We start from the raw sequence: 22936 nt of genomic DNA on the forward strand, positions 1-22936 counted from the left end.
TAGAACTGGAGTGCCCGTGCCGCAGATCACCGTTGACTACTCGACGTCCCTCACCGACGCGTTCGACCGGCAGGGGTTCGCTGTCGCGCTGCACGCCGTGGTGGTGGAGACGGCTGCCGCGAAGATCGAGGCGTGTAAGTCCAGGTTCCGGCCGACCGTCGACACCGTTGTGGGTGCGGAGGTGACCGGGCATGGGCTCGTCCATGTCACGCTCGCGCTACTGGCCGGGCGGTCCGACGAGACGAAGCTTCTGTTGACCGAGCGGACGCTTGAGGTTCTGCGGGCGTATGTGAAGCCGGTTGATGGTGTGGTGTTGCATGCGTCTGCTGAGGTGCGGGATCTTGACGCGTCTTACCAGAAGTTCGTGGACTGACGTCCGGGGCGGTTCGTTGTTGTCCGCGGGGCGGTGGGGCTGGTCGCGCAGTTCCCCGCGCCCCTAAAAGATGCGGAGTTCCCCGCGCCCCCAAGACTGCGCCGGTCCCCGCGCCCCTGAAAGCCGAAAGACTGCGCTGGTCGCCGCGGCCCTGACGGGGTGCCTCTGAGCGCCCGGCTACGACGCCAGTGAGACCAAGCGGCCTATCAAGTCTGTGAACGGGCCCTCTGCCGGTTCCTCCGCGAGCATGTGGCGTAGGAGGTCGGCCATTTCGGGGTCGTAGGCGGCGCTGACGGCGGCGAGGGCCGCGAAGTCGTGGACGAGTTGGGCCTCCAGCTCGGCGCGGGGGATCCGGCGGCCGTCCAGCCAGATGAGGGCCGTCGACTCGGCCAGGGAGATCCAGGAGCGGACGACCAGTTCGAGGCGGGCGGGCGGCCGCTCGATCCGCAGATGCGCCAGGATCTGGAGGTACGCGGCCTGCCGTACGCCGTCGATGAGGGCGTTCGTGTTGGTCGAGCCGACCGAGGGGCCGCCGCGCATCAGGGCCGAGAAGCCGGGCCCGTGCTGGTCGACGAAGTCGAAGTACCGTCGCATGACCCGCAGCAGCCGCGCCCCCAGCGGGCCTTCCTGAGGCTCGATGAAACGTTCCGCCAGATCGTCCGAGGCGCGCTTCAACGCGGCTTCGTACAGGCTGAGTTTGCCGGGGAAGTAGTGGTAGACGAGCGGGCGCGAGATGCCCGCGGCGGCCGCTATCTCGTCGATGGAGACGTCGTCGGGCGAGCGTCGGCTGAACAGGTCGAGGGCGACGCCGATCAACTGCTGCCGCCGCTCCTCGACACCCATCCTGCGGCGTACCCCGGTAGTCATGCGAACACCTTACCGATCGGATCCGGCCGCGAACGGGTCGGAGCCGCGCAGGTGTTCACCCGCGTCACCGCAGGCCGCCGATCGACCTCCCGTCGGCCAGGGTCCCCTTCAGGCCTGCCTGCGCGCCCTGTTCGGCCCGTACGGCAAGGAGATTGCCCTCGGTGGATCCGTCGACTCCGCCCGTCGCGCGGATCGACTCGGTGTCCTTGCTTCCGGCGGCGAGGAGATACCAGTCACCGGTACCGGACTTCCACAGCACGCCCGCCAGGACGTGGGAGTCCTTCGCGCCGCAGGCGGCCACGTTCTCCGCCTTCGCCACGACCGCGCCGTACGGCTGGCCCTGGGCGTGGAACTGGGCCAGCACCCGGGTCCCGCCGCCGCGCCAGGTGTCCGCGCGGGTGCACAGCCAGTTCGCGGTGCCGCTCGCGCCGGGCAGCGGCTGCCGGGCGTACTGCCAGGCGTTCACCGCGCGTACGCCCTGGCCGCGGACGGACGCCAGGGAGCAGGCGAGCGGGGCCCAGGTCGCCGCCGACGCCTCGTGGGGCTCCCCGGGGCGGCCCGAGGTGAGACGGGCCGGGGTCAGCTCACCGAGGTCGGTCGTCAGCCGCGTGCCCGAACGGTCCGTGAGCTCCAGCGCGTTCCACGAGCGGCACTCGCCGGTCTGCAGAGCGGGGCTGGCGAACGGCTCGGTCACCCCGTCCGCCGAGCGGCCGAGACGCGTCGCCCCGGAAGCCCCGGCGGAGTCGGCGGCACCCGATGCGCCGGCCGCCGACTTCAGCAGGTCGCGCACCACGGCCTTACGCACCCACGGTGCCGTCAGATAGCGGACGTTGCCGTCGGAGCGGCCGAGGACCACCGCGTTCGCCTCGGCACCCGTGGCGCCGTCGACCCGGGCGAAGTCCAGGGCGGCGCCCTGCGTGCCCTCCTTCGCCTCGGCGTAGCGCACGATGCGAAGCCCGTCGTGGAGCAGCACGACCCGGCTCTGGTCGACCTCGCCCGCGTACAGCAGCTGGGGCGGTCCCGGCGGGGCACCCGCCGGGGTGCCGGGGGTGGCCGAGACCTGCACGGACTCGCCGGGGCGCGCCCAGACGGCGAGCGCGCGGCGAAGCAGAGCCTTGTCGCCGGTGAGGGTGCCGCGCGCGGGCCACACGGAGAAGTCGGTGCGCGTGGACGTCTGCCACGCGGCGGCCGGGACGAGCGTCAGCTTGCCCGGATCCAAAGCGGCCTGGGCCGAGGGGTTCTGCGCGTACGAGGGGGCGGCCGCGCCGTCCGGACCCCAGCCGTCGCCGGGCAGCCCGAGCAGCGCCCCGCACACCGCGACGGCGGCGGCCGCGGCGAGCGCCGCCTTCATGTGCTGGCGGCGGCGCATCAGGTCCGGCGGCCGGGCCTGCAGCGAGCACGGGTCGAATTCGGGGGACGTCAGCAGCCCGTACTTCGCCTCGATCTCGTCGGCCTCGTCAAGCGCGTCGGCCGGGTCCTCCTCGCCCGCCGCGGCCAGCACCCTGCGCACGTCCGCGTCGGCCAGCCGCTCCAGACCGCGCAGGACGTAGGCGGCGCGCGCCGGGGCCGACAGCGCCGACAGCCGCTGGTCCAGGGCGAGTTCGTCGGCGCCGCCCGAGCGCGGGAAGAGCCGCAGGCCCCACACCTGGGGGAGCAGCGGCGGCAGTTGCGCCCGCTTCGGCCAGGCCCTGAACGTCAGCGGGCGGCCGGCCTCCAGCGCCGTACGCAGCACCCGCAGGCGTACGTACGCGTATCCGGGATCGGCGTCGCGGCCCTCGGCGGTCTTCTGGGCGGGGAGGACCGAGGCGTCGCCGGACGTCCGGCCCCGGGGCAGCGCGCGCTGGGTGAGGGCGTGCGCGGTGAGCACCCGGCGGTTGCGGCCGAGGCTCGGCGGCAGCACCAGATAGGCGAGCCGGACGAGCCGCGGATAGTGCTCGACGAGCGCGGCCTCGGCCTGCTCGACGTCGACGACCGGTCCGGGGTGGGGGTCCGGTGCGGGGCGCGGGGCGACATCCTGTGACTGCACGTTCAGCAAAACGAGCGAATCCGTGGTTGGTCACCTGGACTGCCCCGAGTCCATGGGGAGTTACCCCTCCGGCTCCACGAGAGCACGGGCGTAGTTCGCCATGGACCGCTGGTACCGCGGCAGATGAGCGGCCAGGGCGCCCAGCACGAGCGAGAGCCCCTCACGCTCCCGGCCCAGGCTCGCCAGGCACAGCGCGAGTGTGGCGCGTACGGCGTCGTCCAACTCGTCGGAGGGCGCGTCGAGTTCGGGCGTCAGCAGTTTGACGCCCTCCTCCGGCTGTCCGGTGTTCCGCAGCGAGCTGGAGAGCTGGATCTTCGCGCGCCGGCCGCGGTAGCCGTCGAGCCCGCGCGCCAGCGCCTCCTGGTACAGCGGCACGGCACGGTCGGAGTGGCCCGTCGAGTCCCAGGCGCAGGCCCGCTCGAACGGGCCGACCGGGCTGTCGGCGGGCAGCTCGGCGACCAGCGCGTCGATCACCGCGCGGAAGTCGGCCTCCTCAGCCTCGGCGTATTCGTCGAAGGTGGCCCAGGCGGCCGTCACTCGCTCGTCCCAGTCAGCATCGATGGTCGTCACGGGCCCACCCTCGCACAGGCGTGCCCGCGAACGACATCGGCTTTACGCGCCCATCGACAGCCCTGTGCCCCGGCCCTGTCCGACGGCGGAGGACCACCGATGTGGCGCGCGTCACTGTGATGTGTCCGGTGATGCCGTAAACACGGAGGCGATTGAGCGCCGGGCGTGCGGGAGCCGTATCCGAAGGCAGAGCCCTCTACCGGGGCTCTCAACGGCGTGGGCCGGAACCGACCCGGAGGTACGTACGAATGCGTTTGACGAGGAAGAGGCTCGCGGTCGGTACGGCCGGGGCGGTCACGGCACTGCTGGCGGTGACCGGCTGCGGCTCGGACGGCGGCGGGGAGAAGAAGGTCCCCGAGACCGCGAGCGGGAGCCTGGAGCAGATCGCGAGCGAGGCGGGCTGCAAGCCGGACATGCAGACGGACGCCGACACGATCCGGCAGGCCATCTGCAAGACCTCCGGCGGCAAGTACATCCTGGCGACGTTCGCCACCGACCGCGGTCAGCGCGAGTGGCTGAACGGGGCGAAGGACTACGGCGGCTACTACCTCGTCGGCCGCAAGTGGGTCGCCGTCGGCGAGCAGAAGACGGTCACGGCACTGCGCGGCCAGCTCGGCGGGACCATGGAGGAAGGCTCCGAGCACATGAACCCCGGTGGCAGCCACAACAGCGGCGGTCACAGCAGCTGACGGACGGCATCGCCCCGCGCGCCGGCCACGCGGGGCCGAGGACATTCGGTCGAAGGCATTCAGGGATTCGGGGACAAGCGAAAGCCGGCGGTGGGAAATCCCACCGCCGGCTTTCTCGTGCTTACTGCCTGTTGCTCACTGCCTCTGTGTCACTGGCAGTCCTGGCCACTGTTGATGCAGTCGACCACCTGGTTCATCGTGTTCTCGTCGAAGAAGTTGATGAAGTCGTTGTGGTCGGTGATCGGCTTGTGCAGCTGGTCCGGGAAGGAGTCCACCGCGAACGGGTTCGTGACCTGATCGCCCTGGATCTGCGGGGCCGCTACGTCGTAGACCAGACGGACCTGCAGCTGGGGGATGGCCTGGAAACCGTTGCCACAGGTGCCGTCCGCCTGGACGAAGGACACGTGCGTGCGGTGGTTGGCCGAGTCGATGTTCTGACCGTCCCAGCAGCTCTGGAAGTTGGTCGTCCGCACCACGGAGCTGCCCTCGGGGCAGATCGGGTACTTGTCCGTCAGCTGACGGTCCTCGAAGCCGGTGCAGCTCCAGTTGGTGTTGGCGTTGGCGAGACCGTTCACGAAGGACTTGGCGTCACCGGTGATGATGCGCAGGGCAGTGGGCATCGCGACCACGTCGCCCTTCTGGTTGCCCACGAACTTCAGCTGGGCCTCGGCCGGCTGGAGGATCGTGCCGACGTTGCCGTCCTGACCGCCACCGGGGGCGTTCGCGTCGATGTCGTCCTGACCGTCCTGCACACGCAGCACCGGCCAGAAGTACGACGACTTGTCACCCTGGTTCTGGCAGCTGGTGTCGGCCGCCGCCAGGTCCTGGTCGCTCGCGAAAGCGTCGTTGTCCTGGTTGCCGACGTAGTCGTGCTGGTGCTGCGCACCGTTGCTGACACCGGGAGCGACGATCACGTTGTCCGAGTTGCGGTTCTCGTTCTCGTTCGTGCCACAGTTCGTGGTGAACGTGCCCGTCGAACCGGAGTCCCCGTTCGCGGGAAGCCCGTTCGGACCGACGCCCTTCGCGCCACCGGTCGGCTGGACCTGGGTGATGTCCTGGAAGTCGGCAGCCACCGGACCGTTGCCGTCCTGGCCACCGTTGCCCTGGTCCTGACCGTCGCCCTGGTCCTGACCCTGGTCCTGACCGTCGCCCTGGTCCTGACCCTGGTCCTGGCCGTTGTCCTGGCCCTGATCCTGACCGTCACCGCCCTGGCCTTCGCCGGCGGCGGGCTGGTCGGCCGGCACGCCCTCACACTCGGCGAGCTGGTCCTGCTGCTGCGGAGCCTTGCCGCCCGAGCGCTGGATGTTGTTGCCGATCCGGTCGATCGTGGCGGTCCGCTTGGACTTCAGCGGACTGAGGATGGCGTTGTTGACGTAGCTGGAGTCCCCCGCCTGGGCCTGGCGCGTGTCGGCGAGGCGCTTGTAGGCCTCGGTGACCTGCTGGTCGAGCTTCGCCAGCTCCTTGTCGACACCGGCGCGTGCCCCCTTCGGCACGTCGGTCAGCTGCTGGCCGACGTCCGGACATTTGATCGTCGCCACTCCGGCGGCCGTCGTCTGCGCGTTCTGCGTCGAGTTCTTGCCCTCGCCCGCAGAAGCGTAGATGTTGGCCGCCAGCAGACCGCCGCCACCCAGCGCGAGAGCCGCCGATGCGGCTATCGCCCGGTTGGCGAGCGTGGAGCGGCGTTTACGGTTTGTGCGTCCCATGGAACTCCTCTGGCTTCCTTGCGGGGGCATTGAGGCGCCCGACAGGAGGTGAAGCGGCTCCGTTCAATACGGAGGGGGTTCCTGAGGCGTTCAGTGGTCCAAGAAATTGGTGAGAGTTCGGGGACGCAATCCCGGCGCAAGGGGCCCAGAAGCCCCTGAAACAACGACAGTTGTGCGGGATTTATTGAATATCATTCAGCGAAAGCGGAACGTCGGACCCGCCTCCTGACGGATCTCCTGACGACCGCCGCCGATCTTTCCCGATCCTCGTTCGGGACCCTTTCAGCGGTCCTGGTCCAAATAGGCGAGAACGGCCAGGACGCGACGGTTGTCATCGTCCGAGACCTCAAGGCCGAGCTTCGCGAAGATGTTGGACGTGTGCTTTGCGATCGCCCGCTCCGTGACCACCAGTTGGCCCGCGATCGCCGCATTCGACCTGCCCTGCGCCATCAGTTCCAAAACCTCCAGCTCGCGCGGAGTCACCCGGCCCAGCGGCCGGTCGTCCGCCTGTCGGCGCGTCAGCAACTGCTGGATGACCTGCGGATCCATCGCCGTACCGCCCGCCGCGACCCGCCGCACGGCGTCGATGAACTGCTCGGCGTCGAACACCCGGTCCTTGAGCAGATAGCCGACCCCGCCGGCCCCGTCGGCGAGCAGCTCACGCGCGTACAACTGCTCCACGTGCTGCGAGAGGACCAGCACCGGCAGCCCGGGTCTCGCCCGCCGGGCCGCCAGCGCGCACTGCAGCCCCTCGTCCGTGTGCGAGGGCGGCAGACGTACGTCGACGACGGCGATGTCCGGGTTCAACTCGGCCAGCGCCCGGGTGAGTTCGGGCCCGGTCTCGACGGCCGCGGCGATCTCGAAGTCGTACGCCTCCAACAGCCGGACCAGTCCGTCGCGCAGCAGGAACAGGTCTTCGGCTAGGACAACTCGCAAGGGATCTCCATGGTCACCATGGTGGGGCCGCCCGCGGGACTGCTGACGGCCAGGACGCCGTCGAATGTACCCAGTCGCCGCTCGACTCCGGAGAGTCCCGAACCCGCGCCGATCGAGGCGCCCCCGCCGCCGTCGTCGGTGACCGCGATCCGCAGCATGCCGCCGTGCTCCGGGGCATGGTGGATGTCGACCCAGATCCGGTCCGCCCCCGAGTGCTTTACGGCGTTGGTGAGGACCTCGCTGACGGCGAAGTACGCGGCCGCCTCCACCGGTTCGCCCGCCCGGCCCGGCAACTCCACGTCCACCTCCGTGCTGATCGGCAGCCGCAGTGCCAACGCCCGTACGGCGTCGCCGAGTCCGCGCTCCGCGAGCACGGGCGGGTGGATACCGCGTACGAGGTCACGCAGTTCGGTGAGCGCCTCGGCGGAGGACCTGCGGGCCTGCGCGAGCAACTGCCTGGCCTTCGCCGGGTCCTTCTCGACCAGGGCCTCGATGGTGCCGAGATCCATGCCCATCGCGACCAGCCTGGCCTGTGCCCCGTCATGCAGGTCCCGTTCGATACGGCGCAGTTCGGCCGCCGAGGTGTCGACGGCGTCGCGCCGGGTCTCGGTGAGCACACGGACGCGCTCGGCCAGCTCGCCCTGGCCGGATCCGAGGACGGACCGGGTCAGCAGGAAGTGGACCCGCAGCAGCAGGGGAGCGGTGTGGACACCGGTGACGAGCAGGGCCGCTCCCAGCGCGGCCGCGGCGAGGGCGCTGAGCTGCCCGCTGATGGGCACGAACCCGTACCACCAGCCGACGCGCGTGCCGTCCGTGAAGACCCGCCACAGCCCGGCGCCGAGCGCGAACCCCTCGAAGGGATAGGTGAGCAGCGCGGCGGGCAGCAGCGCCGTGACGAAACCCGCGATCATGTCGACCGGCAGCCACATCAGGTCCCGCCAGGTCGCCGGATCGCCGAGCAGCCGGAAGCACCGCGTCCAGGGGTTCGCGTCCTTCGGCACCGGCCGGTACGCGGGCGGGATCCGCACCCCGCACCACTGGGCCGCCACCAGCCGCCGCCAGTTCGCGAAGCCGCGTACGCCCGCCAGCACCCACGGTGTCGTGACGATGCCGATGCCCAGCGGCACGAGGACGATCGACACGACGGACAGGACGAAGAGGGTGATCGACCCGGCCGGCGCCACGACGGCCAGCAACAGAGCCCGCGCCCCGGTGACCGCGACGGTACGCAGCCTGCCGCCGACGGTCTCGTTGTCCCCGTTCGTGTTGTCCCCGTTCGTGTTCATGCCCTCAGTCTCGCCGAGCCCGCCGCCTCGGTCACTGGGCCGAACCACCCGGCGGGGGTGGTGCCAACGCCACCCCCCCCGCGGCCCTCAGTCGCCCAGGACCTTCGCCTCCACCGAGGGGTCGAGTCCGACCACCGGCCGGTCGGGGCGCTGGGGAGCGGTGCCTCCTATGCCCTGGAGCCAGCTCCAGGTGTCGGCCACCGTCTCGGCGACCGGCCGGCACCGCAGTCCGTCCCGTACCGCCCTGGAGACATCCGCCCGGTGCATCGCGTCATGCGACTCCGAGCCCGGCGGCACCCACACCGGAAGCTGGATCCACGGCTCGATCCCGGCCGCGAGAACCACCTCGGGATCGGTCCACCGGAGCTCGGCCGGACCTCCCGCGGCTGTGCCTCCGGCAGCCGTGCCTCCCGCGACCTGGACGCACGCGTCGAGCAGCGCCCCCATGGTCGCGTGCCCCGACGGACTGATGACGTTGTACGCCCCGTCCGCGCCCGCCTCCACCGCCCCGAGGGTCCACTCGGCCAGATCGCGGACGTCGACGTACTGGAGCGGCAGTTCACGGGGACCCGGCGCGAGGACGGGCCCGCCGCGCGCCATCCGGTCCAGCCACCACGGCAGGCGCCCGATGTTCTCGTACGGGCCGAGGATCAGGCCGGCCCGTACGAGGAGCGCCCGCTCCTCGCCGAAGGCCTCCAGCACGGCCAGTTCGCCGCCCCGCTTGTCGCGCGCGTAGTCGGTGTGCTCGGCGTCCGGGGAGGCGCCCTCCACCACCGGGCTGCCCTCGTCGTACCCCGCCGCGGGCGGCCAGGCGTACACGGAACAGCTCGACACGTACACGTACCGCCGGGCGCGGTTCGCCAGCAGCCGCGCCGCGTTCCGGACGACCCGCGGGGCCGCGGACCAGGTGTCCACGACGACGTCCCACTGCTCCTCGGTCCCGGCCAGGGCCGCGAGCCCGTCGGGCGCGGTGCGGTCGCCGTGCAGGGACCGCACTCCCGCCGGAGGTTCGTGGCGTCCCCGGTGGAAGACGGTCACGTCCCAGCCGCGGGCGAGCGCCGCCTCCACGACGGCGCGGCCCACGAACTCCGTACCACCCAGCATCAGAAGTCTCATGCGGGTGACTCTGCCCGGCGGTCCCGCGCGACGGAACGGGAATCTGCCGACAGGCGAACCGTTCCGCCGACGGACGAATCCGCGAGCGGCACGGGTACGGGCAGGGGTATGGGTTCTGGTACCGGTCCGGGATCAGCTCGCGGTCGGCGGCGTGTACTTGTACCCCACGCGCCGCACCGTCTTGATCGCATCCCGGTGCTCCGCCCCGAGCTTGCGGCGCAGCCGGGCGATGTGGACGTCCACGGTCCGGCCGTCGCCCACGTGCCCGTAGCCCCACACCGTGGTGACCAGCTGGTCGCGGCTGTGCACGCGGTGCGGGTGCGCCACGAGATGCGCGAGCAGCTCGAACTCCAGATACGTGAGATCCAGCGGCCGCCCGCCGACCTCGGCCGTGCGCTGCACGGTGTCGACGCGTACGAGGGAGTCGTCGCCCTCGCCCTGCGACTCCGCCGGGTCCGCGACCGGCAGGAGCGACGGCTGGTCGGCCGGTACGAGGACCAGGTACCCGATCATCGGCGGCCGGCCCGGCAGCGTGGGCAGGGTGTGCGGGGGAGCGGGCAGCCAGGTGGCACCCGGCGGGAGAAGGGCCGTGACGTCGACCACCTCGTCCCGGTCGACCGCACGCAGTCGAGGGCGGGCCGAGCCCGTGGAAGGGGCCACGGAGGGCGCTGTGGAGGGGGCGGTGGCAACGGAGGAGAAGGAACGGGTGTTCGCCATGAGAGGTCAGCTCTTTCGCGCGAGAGGTCGTCGGAGGACGTACGTCGTGCGCGCTGGCCGAAGGCCGGGATGTACGGCTTTAGAGGGCCCGCGCGTTCACCGCGCGACAACACACCCGGTCGAAGTCGTGATGCTGCCGGGAAGGCCAGAAGGGCTCAAGATCACGACGCCCCGTCGCGATGAACTCCTGGAAGCCGGTCATGCCCTCATTGAAGCAGACACCCGCCACCACAGCAGCCTCCTCTCACTGGTCGGACGCCAACTATTCAGGGGCGCGGGGCTGTGTCGATTTGCGGCTCCGCCGCGGGGCGCGACCAGCCCCCACCCACCCGCACTCGCCCACGCACCCGACACCACCCCTGACAGAACGCGGAAGGGGCGCCCACCACAAGGGTGGGCGCCCCTTCCAAAGAACAACAGCCGAATCAGACCTGCCCGGCCTTCTCAAGGGCAGAGCAGCACGTGTCGACGATCAGCCGAGTCACCAGGTACGGGTCGACGTTGGCGTTGGGCCGCCGGTCCTCGATGTACCCCTTGCCGTCCTTCTCCACCTGCCAGGGGATCCGCACCGAGGCACCACGGTTGGACACACCGTAGGAGTACTCGTTCCACGGAGCGGTCTCGTGCAGACCGGTCAGCCGGTCGTCGATCCCGGCACCGTAGTTCTTGACGTGGTCGAGCGGCTTCGAGCCCTCGCCCAGCGACTCGCACGCGGTGATGATCGCGTCGTAACCCTCGCGCATCGCCTTGGTGGAGAAGTTGGTGTGCGCCCCCGCGCCGTTCCAGTCGCCCTTCACCGGCTTCGGGTCCAGCGTCGCGGAGACGTCGAAGTCCTCGGCGGTGCGGTAGAGCAGCCAGCGGGCCACCCACAGCTGGTCGGCGACCTCCAGCGGCGAGACCGGGCCGACCTGGAACTCCCACTGGCCGGGCATGACCTCGGCGTTGATGCCGGAGATGGCGAGACCGGCCTTGAGGCAGTTGTCCAGGTGTGCCTCGACGACGTCACGGCCGAAGATCTCGTCCGAGCCGACGCCGCAGTAGTAGCCGCCCTGCGCGGCCGGGAAGCCGCCCTCGGGGAAGCCGAGCGGGCGCGAGCCCTTGAAGAAGGTGTACTCCTGCTCGATGCCGAAGATCGGCTCCTGCGCGGCGAACTTCTCCGCGACCTCGGTGAGCGCGGCACGGGTGTTGGACTCGTGCGGCGTCATGTCGATGTTGAGGACCTCGCACATGACGAGCACGTCGTCGCCGCCGCGGATCGGGTCCGGGAAGACGGCGACCGGCTTGAGCACGCGGTCGGAGGCGTGACCCTCGGCCTGGTTCGTGGAGGACCCGTCGAAGCCCCAGATCGGCAGCTCGGCACCCTTGGCGTCGTCGGCCAGTATCTTCGTCTTCGAACGGAGCTTGGCCGTCGGCTCGGTGCCGTCGATCCAGATGTACTCAGCCTTGAAGGTCACGGGCCACATCCTTCGGGGTGGGTCTCTCAGCGCAATGCGGGTGCTGCGGCGCTGCGGCACTGGGGCGCCGCGGGGATGCCGGGAAGCCTGTCAACAGGCGATTTCCCGATCATTGCTCGAATGTGAACCCCGTGTTACCTGGTGCCTCTGTGCTGCGACTCACTCGCTGAGAGCGTTCGCGCGCCGCGTACCCGCCTCCCGAACAGCGGATTCCGTACGACGCCCGCCCCGCCCCGGACCCTCGCCCCGGACCTCGTATGCGATGGGTTTCGCCCGCGCGGCCGGACGGGCCGCCGGACGGGTCACGCGGGCAAACGACCACCGGACTCGTCCGCAGGGCTGGATCACACATCCGGCTCCGCGCCCGAAGCCGCCTCCCGTACGCCCGTCAGGAAGCCCCGGATCGCGGCCAGTTCGCGCTCGTCGTACCCCCGGAGCAGCTCCACGGACCGGCCGATCAGCGAGCCGAAGAAGGCCTGGCCCAGTTCGACCGCCCGCTTCTCCACCTCGACGAGCACCCGGCGCCGGTCGCGCCCGTCCCGTACCCGCCGCGCATGCCCCAGCCGTTCGAGCCGGTCGACGACGGCCGTGGTCCCCGCCGAGTTGAGCCCGAGCAGGCCGCCCAGCCGTCCCGCCGTCATCTCGGTCCCGTCCCTGTGGGCGTCCATGAGGCAGATCAGTGCCCTGACGTCCGTGGCGTGCATGCTGTTCTCGTTCGCGAACCGGGCGCTGTGCAGGCCGAGTTCGACGGTGACCGCGCGCAGGAGATGGATGATCTCCACCTCGGGTCCCTGGTCCTTCACGCAGCGTCCCCGTCTATCATCTCGATGAGTGAGTATCTCGTTCAGCGAGATAATAGAGGGAGGGGAAGGTGAGCATGAACTTCTGCGTGGCGTACGACAAGGTCATGGCCAAGTGGCCCGCCGACCGGGAGGAGATCAGCGTCCGCACCGCCTTCGGCGAGACGGTCGTCAACGTCTGCGGCCCGCGCGACGGCACCCCGCTCCTCCTGTTACCTGGCGGAGGCGGCGCCACCTCGGCCTCCTGGTTCGCCAACGCGGCCGAACTCGCCCGTACGCACCGGGTCCACGCCGTCGACCTGATCGGCGAACCGGGCCGCAGCGTACGCGATACCGAGAGCCCCCTGCGCACCGTCGAAGACCTCACCGCGTGGCTCGACGAACTCGTCGGCGCGCTTCTGCACGACATGGGCGCCGACCCGGCCGCCCGGATCCACCTGGGCGGACACTCGTATGGCGGCTGGATCGCCCTGCAGTACGCGCTGCACGTGCCGGAGCGGGTGAGCCGTCTGTTCCTCCTCGACCCGACGAAGTGCTTCTCCGGGTTCAGGACGGTGTACCTGCTGCGTGCCGGGTCGATGATGCTGCGGCGCTCGCCCCGCCGACTGCGCGCCTTCCTGGAGTGGGAGACCGGGGGAGTCCCGCTCGACCACGACTGGCTGCGGCTCCAGGAGGAGGCGGGCACCTTTCCGCTCGTACGGCCGGTGACGGGCCCGGCGCCCGAGCCTGAGACCCTGCGCGCGCTCGGACTGCCGGTCCTGGTCCTGCTGGCGGGGAGGAGCAGGGCCCATGACGCGCGACGGGTGGCGGCTCGCGCCGCCACCCTGTTGCCGCGCGCGGAGGTGACCGTCCTGCCGGACGTGTCGCACCACGCGCTGCCCCACACGGACTCCGCCGAGCTGAACCGCAGACTGACCGGCTTCCTGGCAGCCTGAACCGTCACTGCGGCGAGGTCCCACCGACGGAGGTCGTCCCGTCAGCCCACCTTCTCGATGAGGGCCTTGCGGATCAGGAACTTGCCGGGCTCGCGGACCTGCTCGAAGGCCGCGTTGTTCAGGAGCGCGCAGCTGCCGGAGACCGAAGTGACCTCCACGGTCGTGGACTTGTTGTTGTCCAGGTTCGTGACCTTCAGCTTCGTACCGGCCGGGAACTGGTTGCTGGACGCCGCGGGGGCGCCGTCCTCGCCGGAGAGGGTGACGGTGGAACCGTTGCAGACCTGCTGGCCGCCGACAGCGTTGTCATCGCCGGTGTCACCGGCGGCGGGCGGGGCAGCGCTCTGCGAGGGCTGCTCGGCGGGGTCCGCGGGGTCGGCGGCGGCGGGCGGGGCCGACTCGGCGGGCGTCCCCTGGGGCGCGCCCGCCTGCGAGGACTCGCCGACCTCACACCCGGAGGCCTCCTGCTGGACCTTGATCTGGGCGATCACCGCTTCCCGGTTGGCGATACGCGCCTCGGACTGGGCGTCCGGGCTGGTGCGCTGCCCCTCGATGAACTTCTCGTTGTTGCCGAGCGCGGTGGCCAGCCCGTCGCAGACCACGGAGGACTGCGCGGCCGGGGCGTTGGTGCTCGCGTTCGAGGTGGTCGCGTTCGAAGTGGCGGCGAAGGCGAAGGCCCCGCCGCCGGCCACGGCCGCGGCGCTCACCAGCAGTGCGATCTTCTTCTTCGGACCGAGAGTTCTCCTGCGTGACATGAACGGCTCCTGTCCCCGGCCACCCCTGGCGGTGGCTGTCCCGGCCACCCCTGGCGGTGACCGTCCGCCGCTATGTACGAGATACCGAACGGAGTTACTCAGCAGTTCACACGAGTCACCTAAGTAACGTAGATCACGCAGGAGTTGAGGGACCCTCATCTTGACTTCGGCCCAACGCGTCCCGTACGGCCTCGTCCGTGCGTGCCACCACGGCGGTTCCGTCCTCCGCGGTGATGATCGGCCGCTGGATGAGCCGAGGGTGCTCCGCGAGCGCCGCGACCCACCGTTCCCGTGAACCGGCGTCCCGGGCCCACTCCTTCATCCCCAGCTCCTTCGCGGCGGCCTCCTGGGTCCGGGTGATGTCCCAGGGCTCAAGACCGAGCCGCTCCAGGACCTCCCGGATCTCGGCCTCGCTCGGCACGTCCTCCAAGTACCGCCGAACCGTGTACGCGGCCCCCTCCTCGTCCAGCAGATTGATGGCGCTGCGGCACTTCGAACATGCCGGATTGATCCAGATCTCCATACCGCACAAGGTATGTCCGGCCACTTCGCCCCCGCCCCAGGGGTGGCGCCGGCCATGTCACAAATCTCAGCCGTCCGGCGTCTCCATGCCCGAACCCCACCGGAGAGGTGGAGCGGAGATGCCGAGCAACAGGAGCGTGACCCCATGGACCTCGCGTTGTGGATCTGTGCCGGACTGCTGGCCGCGGTAGCCCTGGCCGGCGGCATCAGCAAGACGTTCGTGCCCAAGGAGACACTGGCCGCGACCCATGGCGGGGGATGGACCGAGGACGCCGGTGTCGGCTTCGTCAAAACCCTCGACGTCCTCGAACTCCTCGCCGCGCCGGGCCTGATCCTGCCCGCCGCACTCGGCATCGCACCCGTCCTGGTGCCGGTGACCGCCGCCTGCTGGGTCCTGCTGATGATCGGCGCGATGGTCACCCACGGCCGACTCGGCGAATCCAGGTTCGTGCTGCTGAACCTGACCTACCTCGCACTCGCGGCATTCATCGCATGGGGCCGCTTCGGCCCCAACTCGTTCACCGGCTGGCCGGCGACGGTGGCCACCCGGCCGCCCAGGGTCGTGGCCGGCCGGCCACGGTTCCCGCAGGGCCCTCGATCCGGGCGGAGTTCGGCGTGCCGCTCAGTAGCCGGGCGGAATCCGGTCCTGCGGTTCGTCGGCCACCTCCACCGCACCGTCATCCACCGCACCGTCATTCACCGCACCGTCGTCCACCGCGCCTTCGTCCGCCGTACCGCCCTCCGCCTGCGCCCGCCCGGTCACGGCCGCGTCGTTCGTGTCCGAGACCAGCTCCGCGACGCGCAGGGTGCACTCCCACTTCGTCAGCCTGCCTTTGATCACCACCAGGTACGACTCCTGGTCGGCGAAGCGGTACACCTGACGCCACTGCTCGACGACATGCTTGCTCGGTACGTACGTGTGGACGGCGGCGCGGAGCTCCTCCAGCGCCTGTTCCTTCGTCTCCAGCCCACGACGGATGAACTCGGTCCTGTACGTGTCGTTGTCGTACTGCACGATCACGACCCAGTTGCCCATGCACCCTCCCCCTCGACCGGATCGCCAGTCAGCCACAGCTCGGCCGCCGGGACAAGAACGACGCAGGGCGAGGGGTCGCTCTGTTCGAATTTGCACTGCCTCACACACATCTCGCAAACCATGTGTGACATGGCGCCAATTGCCTTGCCCACCTGGGCATTTGCTGGACGTTCTGGGCTCGCTGATTGTCAGTGGCGGCCGGTAAACTATAAGTAGTGTTCGAGGGGGCCGCCGGAGACGCCGGACGGTTCCCTGATCGCGACAGGAGGATGCCTGTGCCCGCTGCCGCACTCAGCCCGCTGCCCACCCAGTCCACATCCAAGAGGGCGGTCCTGCTCGACCTGCCGTACGAGCCCGTCGAGAAGCGTCCGCTGCCACCGGGGCGCCCGCGCGACTGGTACGTGACGCACAACCGCCGTCTGAAGGCGATGCGACTCGCGATCGCCCTCCTCGACTCGGGTGTGTACGTACCGAACCAGGCCCGCAACGAGAAGATCCGCAGCACGGCCCGGCTCATCGGGATCCACCCGCCGTCGGACACCACGTGCCACATGGTCCGAGCCCTGATGAGGTACGCCCGCTGAGCTCACGCCCGGTGCGCCGCCCGCTTGTCGGGGCGGACGGCGCACCGGGTCGTGGCCCTGTGACGGGCCGCGAGTCGGTGAAAGCGACGGCTTTCGACGTCAGACCGACGCCAACTCCCGTTCCAGCGGCGTCCGGAAGCGCGGTGTGACCCTGGTCGGGCCCACCCAGGCGTGCAGCCGCGTGGCCTCCGCCTCGATCGCCTCCCGCGCCTCGTGGCCCACCCCCTCGGTGTCCAGCAGCCGCCAGGCGATCTCGCCGTCGGGCCGCTGGGCCCACCCTCCGACGATCCGCCCGTCCCACCACACGGTGGGCCCGATGTTCCCGCTGCGGTCGAAGAGCGCGGACCGCAGCTCCGGCGGGCAGTACCAGTCCCGTTCCTGCCAGCCCATGGCCGTCGGATCCAGCCCGGGCAGCAGCGCCGCCCACGGCTCGGCCGCCCCGACCGGTTCCACGGCGTCGGCGAGGACGTGTCCGACGCCCTCGTCAACCGAAACGGTCACCGCCCCGACCGTCTTGAGCGCGGCGCGGACGTCAGTGACCTTCCAGCCCGTCCACCACTTCAGGTCCGCCTCCGTGGCCGGCCCGCACGCGCCGAGCCACCGCCGCATCAGCTCCGACTGGGCCTTGGCGACCGGCAGTTCGGGGGAGGGCGGGGCCACCGCCCACCGGAACTGCGTGGACGTCCACGAGCCCAGCGGCCGCCCTCGTACGACCCGGCCCTCGACCCCCAGCACCCTCCACAGCCGCGAGGAGACGGTGTGCACGCCCTCGTAGCTCTTCCCCGCCGCGTACACGAACTGTTCCCTCAGCCGGGGCTCGTCCTGCGCCAGTTCCACCGCGGTGGCCTCTCCGCGCCGGGCCAGCGCGGCCAGCGCCGACGCCTCCACCTCCGCGAGCCACCGCGCGTCCGGTGCTCCCGCCTTGGCCATGTCCTTGATCAGCGCGGCCCGCGCCCGGGCGGCGACGGTGAGCCCGGTGGAGGCGTGCACGACCGGAACGAGCCCGGTGGGGAACACGAACACGGTGTGCCGCATGCCGTGCATCCGCACCAGCGTCCGGTCCTCGTACAGCGCGCGTTCCATCTCCGGCACGGTCTTCGCCGCGTCCGCCAGGCGCGCGCCCACGGCGAGGAAGACGCTCGCGGGATCCGTCCCGTGCAGCGCCACCAGCGACTCCGCGACCTCCTCCGGCGAGTCCGCCCGCGCGGCACCGGCCAGCCGATGCCCGACAGCCAGCCGGGCCCGCCGCTCCGCCACCTCGATGTACCGCAACTGTCCGCTCACTCGATCCCCTGTGTAGCTCCGCAGCCCTGTCCTGTCCGGGTCCCGCCCTGGATTCTCTCTCGGAGCATCGATTTTGTTCGACTTCAGGAGTTCTGTGAGCGTTCGCCCTCCGATGCTGGCGTTATTCGTTTCCGTCGGACAGGCATCACCCGGCATCCTGAGGGCTACTCTCAACGCACCGACGGACGGGTGCCCGCCCCTGGGCCGTGTCCGCAAAGTCGCGCCTGCCCGGCGACGCCGGGCCCGCCCTCCGGGCGGACGACGGGACTTTGCGGACACGACCCAGCGCCGCGTCGGACATCTCAAGGTCCCACCACCCACGCACAAGGAGACCCATCATGGGTACCTTGATCATTTTGGCGATCCTCGCTCTGGTCGTCCTCGGTTTCAACAACCCGCTCTGGTGGTTCGCCGGGGCAGCCCTGCTCTACCTGCACTTCCGTTACGGCCGCACCGGCCAGGGGCCGTCGGGTTCCTCGTCGCCCCGCGGGGCCGGCTCGTCGGCACGCGGCGACAACGACTACCGCGCGTACCGCCAGCGCCGTGACCAGCAGGCCAGGTGGGAGCGTCGCTACCGTCGCGAACGCCCCTGGATGACCCGCCAGAAGAGGAACTAGTCCGGGGACGCGCTAACCCAGGCCCGGCGCTCCCCACAGCGGGAACCACCGGCCCAGGTCCTGCTCCACCCGCAGGTCGTTTCCGAGGGCGGCCCTGACCTGCAGCTCCAGCGCGTTGTCGCGCCGCCGGCCGTCACCGGGCAGCGGCGCGAACGGGTAGAAGGTCCCGCGCTTGTAGAGATAGACGAGCCCGAGCCGCCGCCCGTCGCCGTGCTGGAACCCGACCACCGAGCACAGCAGTTGCGGGCCGAACCCGCTGCCCTCCAGCGTGCTGTTCACCGCGTGCAGATCACCGACGAGCGCGGGCAGATCGTCCGGCTCCCGCCGCGACACCAGCCAGGTGTACCCGTAGTCGTCCCGGCTCACCTCCACCGGCGGCTCCGAGTCCGCGTCGAGCAGCTCCCGCACTTCCTCCCGTACGTCGTCGAAGGCGGCCCCCTCGACGGACGCGAAGCACACCGAACCGTGCCCGGTCGGCGTGAAACCGGCCGCCGCCTCCAGTGTCACGGCGGCCGACGGCAGCCCGAAGAGCTGGTCGAGATCGGGCGCGACGGGCCTGCTGCGGCCGAGGAGGATGTCGAGGAACCCCATGCTCAGCCCGCCTTCCCGGGCGCCGGCGCCTCACCCAACTCGCCGGAGATACGGCCGAGTTGATCAAGCCGGTCGTCCAGGCTGGGGTGCGTCGACAGCAGGGAGGAGAAGAGCCGGCGGCCGCCCGGCGCGGCACCGAACGCGGGCGTGAAGTAGAAGGCGTTGAAGGCCTGCGCGGTCCGCAGATCACGTGTGGGGATCTTCGCGATGTCCCCGGTCAGCTTGGTCAGCGCGGAGGCCAGCGCCGAAGGACGCCCGGTGAGCATGGCCCCGGCCCGGTCGGCGGCCAGTTCGCGGTACCGGGACAGGGCCCGGATGAGCAGGAAGCTGAGCGCGTAGACGGCCGCGGACACCGCCATCACCGTCATCAGGACGACGACCGTGTTCTGGTCCTTCCGCCCCCGCCCGCCGAACACCTGCGAGTAGAGGGTGAAGCGCACGACCAGCCCGGCGAGCACGCCCAGGAACGAGGCCACGGTGATCACCGCGACATCGCGGTGCGCCACATGCGACAACTCGTGCGCGAGTACGCCCTCCAGCTCGGCGGGGTCGAGTCGGCGCAGCAGCCCGGTCGTGACGCAGATCGCGGCGTGGTCGGCGTTGCGCCCGGTGGCGAAGGCGTTCGGCATCTCCATGTCGGAGACGGCGACCACGGGCTTCGGCATGTCGGCGGTCGCGCAGAGCCGGTCGATCACCCCGTGCAGCTGCGGATACTCCTCGCGCTCGACGACCCGCCCGTGCATCGCGTACAGCGCGATCCGGTCCGAGAACCAGTACTGCGCGCCGAGCAGCGCCGCGGCGATGACCACGACCAGCACCCAGGACTTCAGCAGCACGATCAGCACGGCCACGAAGGCCACGTACAGGAGCCCGAGGAGGAACAGTGTGATGCCCATCCTCGCGGTCAGTCCCCGGTCGGCCTGGAAGCGGCTCTGCATATCGATCACCTCGGAATCGGGCACTCGTCCCGATTCCAGTGTGCACCCGGGCCTTTCCACGAATTGATCTGGATCGGCCCTCCACCACGCAAAGAACGACAAAGCCCTGTCACTGCCCGAGGGGCGGTGACAGGGCTTCGTTCGTCAGCCGTGACGCGCTACGCGTACGTGTCGGTCACGGAGTCGATCACACGTCGTAGTAGAGCTCGAACTCGTGCGGGTGCGGACGCAGCTGCAGCGGAGCGATCTCGTTGGTGCGCTTGTAGTCGATCCACGTCTCGATCAGGTCGGGAGTGAAGACGTCGCCCGCGAGCAGGAACTCGTGGTCGGCCTCGAGGCGGTCCAGGACGGCCGGGAGGGAGGTCGGGACCTGGGCGACGCCCGCGTGCTCCTCGGGAGCCAGCTCGTAGAGGTCCTTGTCGATCGGCTCGGCCGGCTCGACCTTGTTCTTGATGCCGTCGAGGCCCGCGAGCAGCAGCGCCGAGAAGGCGAGGTACGGGTTGCCGGAGGAGTCGGGCGCGCGGAACTCGACGCGCTTGGCCTTGGGGTTCGAGCCCGTGATCGGGATACGCATGGCCGCGGAGCGGTTGCGCTGCGAGTAGACCAGGTTGATCGGGGCCTCGAAGCCCGGGACCAGGCGGTGGTACGAGTTCACCGTCGGGTTGGTGAAGGCCAGCAGCGACGGGGCGTGCTTGAGGATGCCGCCGATGTAGTAGCGGGCGGTGTCCGACAGGCCCGCGTAACCGGCCTCGTCGTAGAACAGCGGGTCGCCGTTGGCCCACAGCGACGAGTGGATGTGCATGCCCGAGCCGTTGTCACCGAAGATCGGCTTCGGCATGAAGGTCGCGGTCTTGCCGTTGCGCCAGGCGACGTTCTTCACGATGTACTTGAAGAGCTGGAGGTCGTCGGCCGCGGCGAGCAGCGTGTTGAACTTGTAGTTGATCTCGGCCTGTCCTGCGGTGCCCACCTCGTGGTGCTGGCGCTCGACCTGGAGGCCGGACTTGTTCAGCTCCAGGGAGATCTCGGCACGCAGGTCGGCGAAGTGGTCGACCGGCGGGGTCGGGAAGTAACCGCCCTTGTAACGGACCTTGTAGCCGCGGTTGTCCTCCAGCGCACCGGTGTTCCAGGCGCCCGCCTCGGAGTCGATGTGGTAGAAGGCCTCGTTCGACTTGGTCTCGAAGCGCACGTTGTCGAAGACGTAGAACTCGGCCTCGGGGCCGAAGTACGCGGTGTCGGCGATACCGGTCGACGCGAGGTACGCCTCCGCCTTCTTCGCCACGTTCCGCGGGTCACGGGAGTACTGCTCGCCCGTGATCGGGTCGTGGATGAAGAAGTTGATGTTGACCGTCTTGTCGCGGCGGAAGGGGTCGACGCGCGCGGTGGTCAGGTCGGCGCGGAGCGCCATGTCGGACTCGTGGATGGCCTGGAAGCCGCGGATCGAGGAGCCGTCGAAGGCCAGTTCCTCGGTCGGGTCGAAGGCCTCTGCCGGCACCGTGAAGTGCTGCATCACGCCAGGCAGGTCGCAGAAGCGGACGTCGACGAACTTGACGTCCTCATCCGCGATGAACTTCTTGGCCTCGTCGGCGTTCTGGAACATCCAGCTCCTCCTACTCCCGACCATGTCCGACCGGGGTGGTAGTTCGTTCGTGCGGCCAGTGCGGTGGCACACGCTGATCCCGACCTTAGGGACGGGTGATTTCTCAAGCGTGACCCATTTGTTTCGCCCAAGTTAACCGGACCGGGCCGGGAACACCCCACCTGTACGCATGCCAAAACGGGCGCAGTACCGTGGACGGGTGGACAACAGGCAAGCAATCGGATCGTGGCTCTCCGGACCCCGCGCGGCCGCGGAGGAAGCCGGTGCCGACTTCGGATACCGCGGCGAGCAGTTGGGTCTGCCCGAGTCGGGCCCCGGCTCGATCGCCCGCCCCGGGCGCCGTCTGGCGGCCCTCGCCGTCGACTGGGGCCTGTGCCTCTTGATCGCATACGGCCTGATCACCGACGGCTACGGCCAGGCGACGGGCAACTGGGCGCTGGCCGTCTTCTTCGTGGTGAGTGTCCTGACCGTCGGCACGCTGGGCTTCACCCCGGGCAAGCGCCTGTTCGGCCTCCGTGTCCTCGCCCTGGACACCGGCACGGTCAACCCGCTCCGCGCCCTCCTGCGCACGGCCCTCCTGTGCGTCGCCCTCCCGGCGCTGATCTGGGACCGCGACGGCAGGGGACTGCACGACCGCCTGGCCCGCACGGTCGAGGTCAGGATCTGAGCGGACTCGTACGACGGGGGCCCGGAACCGATCGGTTCCGGGCCCCCACGTGTGGGCCCTGCCCAATGTTTACGGGGCGCCCCGGAACCTGAGGTTCGGGAGCGCCCCCGTTCAGTCGAGTCCAGCGACAGCGCTACCGCATCTTCGGGCCGCCGCGCGGCATGCGCATGCCCTTGGGCATCGGGCCCTTGGGGAGGGGCATGTTGGACATGAGGTCGCCGAGCGCGCGCAGCCGGTCATTGGTCGCGGTGACCTGGGGGCCGGACAGGACGCGGGGCAGCTTCAGCATCGTCGTGCGGAGCTTCTTGAGCTCGACCTGGCCCTCGCCCGTGCCGACGAGGATGTCGTGCACCGGCACGTCCGCGACGATGCGGGCCATCTTCTTCTTCTCGGCGGCCAGCAGGCTCTTCACCCGGTTCGGGTTGCCCTCGGCGACCAGGACGATGCCGGCCTTGCCGACGGCCCGGTGGACCACGTCCTGGCTGCGGTTCATCGCCACCGCCGGGGTGGTCGTCCAGCCGCGCCCGATGTTGTCGAGTACCGCGGCGGCCGCACCGGGCTGGCCCTCCATCTGCCCGAACGCCGCACGCTCGGCCCGGCGTCCGAAGACGATCGCCGACGCGAGGAAGGCGAGCAGGAGGCCGAGACTGCCGAGATAGATCGGGTGACCGATCAAGAAGCCGATCGCGAGAAAGACACCGAGGGTGCCGATTCCGACAGCCGCGAGTACAAGACCGATCATCTTGTCGGCCTTGCGGGTCATCTTGTAAGTCAGGGCGATCTGCTTGAGTCGCCCGGGGTTCGCAGCGTCCGCTGCGGATTCCTTCCTCGCCATGCCGTGAAGTCTACGTGGCGCGGGAAGCGCCGACGACGGCG

24 protein-coding genes and 1 pseudogene are annotated in these 22936 nt (G+C 70.2%); 7 read left to right on the forward strand and 18 right to left on the reverse strand.

The features are described from left to right. The first annotated feature begins 16 nt into the window (after positions 1–16). On the forward strand, positions 17–373 hold the full coding sequence (locus QF035_RS37020; protein ID WP_307525231.1) for a 5-carboxymethyl-2-hydroxymuconate Delta-isomerase: 357 nt from the start codon (positions 17–19) through the stop codon (positions 371–373). A 177-nt stretch (positions 374–550) separates the two neighbouring features. Here the strand turns inward: QF035_RS37020 and QF035_RS37025 are convergent, their stop codons facing one another. The 3 genes from QF035_RS37025 to QF035_RS37035 all read right to left on the reverse strand — a co-directional run bounded on the left by QF035_RS37025 (position 551) and on the right by QF035_RS37035 (position 3836). Beyond that, positions 551–1240: a TetR/AcrR family transcriptional regulator gene (locus QF035_RS37025; protein ID WP_307525233.1), complete on the reverse strand. Its 690-nt coding sequence runs from the start codon at positions 1238–1240 to the stop codon at positions 551–553. A gap of 64 nt (positions 1241–1304) precedes the next feature. Beyond that, positions 1305–3266 (reverse strand): hypothetical protein, encoded by a 1962-nt coding sequence (locus tag QF035_RS37030; protein ID WP_307525235.1) that lies wholly within the window; start codon positions 3264–3266, stop codon positions 1305–1307. Positions 3267–3326: 60 nt separating this feature from the next. Further along, positions 3327–3836 carry a tetratricopeptide repeat protein gene (locus tag QF035_RS37035; protein ID WP_373466794.1) on the reverse strand — a complete coding sequence of 170 codons (510 nt, stop codon included), beginning with the start codon at positions 3834–3836 and terminating at the stop codon, positions 3327–3329. 248 nt (positions 3837–4084) lie between these two features. Here QF035_RS37035 and QF035_RS37040 point away from each other — a divergent pair, with 248 nt between their 5' ends. Then, entirely contained in the window at positions 4085–4525 is a 441-nt protein-coding gene (locus tag QF035_RS37040) for a hypothetical protein (protein WP_055611138.1), read from the forward strand. 149 nt (positions 4526–4674) lie between these two features. Here QF035_RS37040 and QF035_RS37045 read toward each other — a convergent pair whose 3' ends face one another. From QF035_RS37045 to QF035_RS37075, 7 genes are all read right to left on the reverse strand, one after another. Then, the gene (locus QF035_RS37045) at positions 4675–6228 is read right to left on the reverse strand and encodes a DUF1996 domain-containing protein (RefSeq protein WP_307525237.1); all 1554 of its coding nucleotides are present in this window, start codon (positions 6226–6228) and stop codon (positions 4675–4677) included. Between the two features lie 282 nt (positions 6229–6510). Further along, positions 6511–7164 (reverse strand): response regulator transcription factor, encoded by a 654-nt coding sequence (locus tag QF035_RS37050; RefSeq protein WP_307525239.1) that lies wholly within the window; start codon positions 7162–7164, stop codon positions 6511–6513. Further along, positions 7149–8450 (reverse strand): sensor histidine kinase, encoded by a 1302-nt coding sequence (locus QF035_RS37055; RefSeq protein WP_307525241.1) that lies wholly within the window; start codon positions 8448–8450, stop codon positions 7149–7151. The genes QF035_RS37050 and QF035_RS37055 overlap by 16 nt, the downstream gene beginning before the upstream one ends. An 87-nt stretch (positions 8451–8537) precedes the next feature. Further along, positions 8538–9566 carry an NAD-dependent epimerase/dehydratase family protein gene (locus QF035_RS37060; protein WP_307525243.1) on the reverse strand — a complete coding sequence of 343 codons (1029 nt, stop codon included), beginning with the start codon at positions 9564–9566 and terminating at the stop codon, positions 8538–8540. Positions 9567–9698: 132 nt separating this feature from the next. After that, the gene (locus QF035_RS37065; RefSeq protein ID WP_307525245.1) at positions 9699–10283 is read right to left on the reverse strand and encodes a winged helix-turn-helix domain-containing protein; all 585 of its coding nucleotides are present in this window, start codon (positions 10281–10283) and stop codon (positions 9699–9701) included. Between the two features lie 425 nt (positions 10284–10708). Beyond that, positions 10709–11737 carry a glutamine synthetase gene (glnII, locus tag QF035_RS37070; RefSeq protein ID WP_307525247.1) on the reverse strand — a complete coding sequence of 343 codons (1029 nt, stop codon included), beginning with the start codon at positions 11735–11737 and terminating at the stop codon, positions 10709–10711. Between the two features lie 344 nt (positions 11738–12081). Continuing rightward, a complete protein-coding gene (locus QF035_RS37075; RefSeq protein ID WP_307525248.1) occupies positions 12082–12540 on the reverse strand; it encodes a MarR family transcriptional regulator in 459 nt (152 codons plus the stop codon). A gap of 74 nt (positions 12541–12614) precedes the next feature. Between QF035_RS37075 and QF035_RS37080 the strand changes: the two genes are divergently transcribed. Then, positions 12615–13472, forward strand: coding sequence for an alpha/beta fold hydrolase (locus QF035_RS37080; RefSeq protein ID WP_307531719.1), 858 nt, complete (start codon positions 12615–12617; stop codon positions 13470–13472). 41 nt (positions 13473–13513) lie between these two features. On the opposite strand, the gene QF035_RS37085 is transcribed toward QF035_RS37080, so the two are convergent. Both QF035_RS37085 and QF035_RS37090 read right to left on the reverse strand, forming a co-directional pair. Continuing rightward, positions 13514–14224, reverse strand: a complete 711-nt coding sequence (locus QF035_RS37085) for a hypothetical protein (RefSeq protein WP_307525250.1) — start codon at positions 14222–14224, stop codon at positions 13514–13516. A 133-nt stretch (positions 14225–14357) separates the two neighbouring features. Next, positions 14358–14747 (reverse strand): arsenate reductase family protein, encoded by a 390-nt coding sequence (locus tag QF035_RS37090; protein ID WP_307525252.1) that lies wholly within the window; start codon positions 14745–14747, stop codon positions 14358–14360. Positions 14748–14891: 144 nt separating this feature from the next. Here QF035_RS37090 and QF035_RS37095 point away from each other — a divergent pair. After that, positions 14892–15272 (forward strand): annotated as a pseudogene (locus QF035_RS37095) (DoxX family protein); the annotation flags it as partial. 96 nt (positions 15273–15368) lie between these two features. On the opposite strand, the gene QF035_RS37100 reads toward QF035_RS37095, so the two are convergent. After that, positions 15369–15782 (reverse strand): hypothetical protein, encoded by a 414-nt coding sequence (locus QF035_RS37100; RefSeq protein ID WP_307532062.1) that lies wholly within the window; start codon positions 15780–15782, stop codon positions 15369–15371. Positions 15783–16057: 275 nt separating this feature from the next. Here QF035_RS37100 and QF035_RS37105 point away from each other — a divergent pair, with 275 nt between their 5' ends. Then, positions 16058–16366, forward strand: a complete 309-nt coding sequence (locus tag QF035_RS37105) for a hypothetical protein (protein ID WP_307525254.1) — start codon at positions 16058–16060, stop codon at positions 16364–16366. A gap of 99 nt (positions 16367–16465) precedes the next feature. Here the strand turns inward: QF035_RS37105 and QF035_RS37110 are convergent, their stop codons facing one another. Then, positions 16466–17650: a winged helix DNA-binding domain-containing protein gene (locus tag QF035_RS37110; RefSeq protein WP_307525256.1), complete on the reverse strand. Its 1185-nt coding sequence runs from the start codon at positions 17648–17650 to the stop codon at positions 16466–16468. Between the two features lie 338 nt (positions 17651–17988). On the opposite strand from QF035_RS37110, the gene QF035_RS37115 reads away from it, so the two are divergent. Further along, positions 17989–18267 (forward strand): hypothetical protein, encoded by a 279-nt coding sequence (locus tag QF035_RS37115; protein ID WP_307525258.1) that lies wholly within the window; start codon positions 17989–17991, stop codon positions 18265–18267. 12 nt (positions 18268–18279) lie between these two features. Here the strand turns inward: QF035_RS37115 and pspAB are convergent, their stop codons facing one another. The 3 genes from pspAB to glnA all read right to left on the reverse strand — a co-directional run bounded on the left by pspAB (position 18280) and on the right by glnA (position 21393). Then, entirely contained in the window at positions 18280–18858 is a 579-nt protein-coding gene (pspAB, locus tag QF035_RS37120; protein ID WP_269652333.1) for a PspA-associated protein PspAB, read from the reverse strand. Between the two features lie 2 nt (positions 18859–18860). Then, positions 18861–19796 carry a zinc metalloprotease HtpX gene (gene htpX, locus QF035_RS37125; RefSeq protein ID WP_307525262.1) on the reverse strand — a complete coding sequence of 312 codons (936 nt, stop codon included), beginning with the start codon at positions 19794–19796 and terminating at the stop codon, positions 18861–18863. Positions 19797–19983: 187 nt separating this feature from the next. After that, entirely contained in the window at positions 19984–21393 is a 1410-nt protein-coding gene (gene glnA / locus QF035_RS37130) for a type I glutamate--ammonia ligase (RefSeq protein ID WP_307525263.1), read from the reverse strand. A gap of 199 nt (positions 21394–21592) precedes the next feature. On the opposite strand from glnA, the gene QF035_RS37135 reads away from it, so the two are divergent. After that, the gene (locus tag QF035_RS37135) at positions 21593–22060 is read left to right on the forward strand and encodes an RDD family protein (protein WP_307525265.1); all 468 of its coding nucleotides are present in this window, start codon (positions 21593–21595) and stop codon (positions 22058–22060) included. Between the two features lie 133 nt (positions 22061–22193). Here QF035_RS37135 and QF035_RS37140 read toward each other — a convergent pair whose 3' ends face one another. Beyond that, positions 22194–22895 carry a DUF4191 domain-containing protein gene (locus tag QF035_RS37140; RefSeq protein WP_307525266.1) on the reverse strand — a complete coding sequence of 234 codons (702 nt, stop codon included), beginning with the start codon at positions 22893–22895 and terminating at the stop codon, positions 22194–22196. Positions 22896–22936: the final 41 nt, after the last annotated feature.

This window comes from Streptomyces umbrinus (genome assembly GCF_030817415.1).
Taxonomy (GTDB): domain Bacteria; phylum Actinomycetota; class Actinomycetes; order Streptomycetales; family Streptomycetaceae; genus Streptomyces; species Streptomyces umbrinus_A.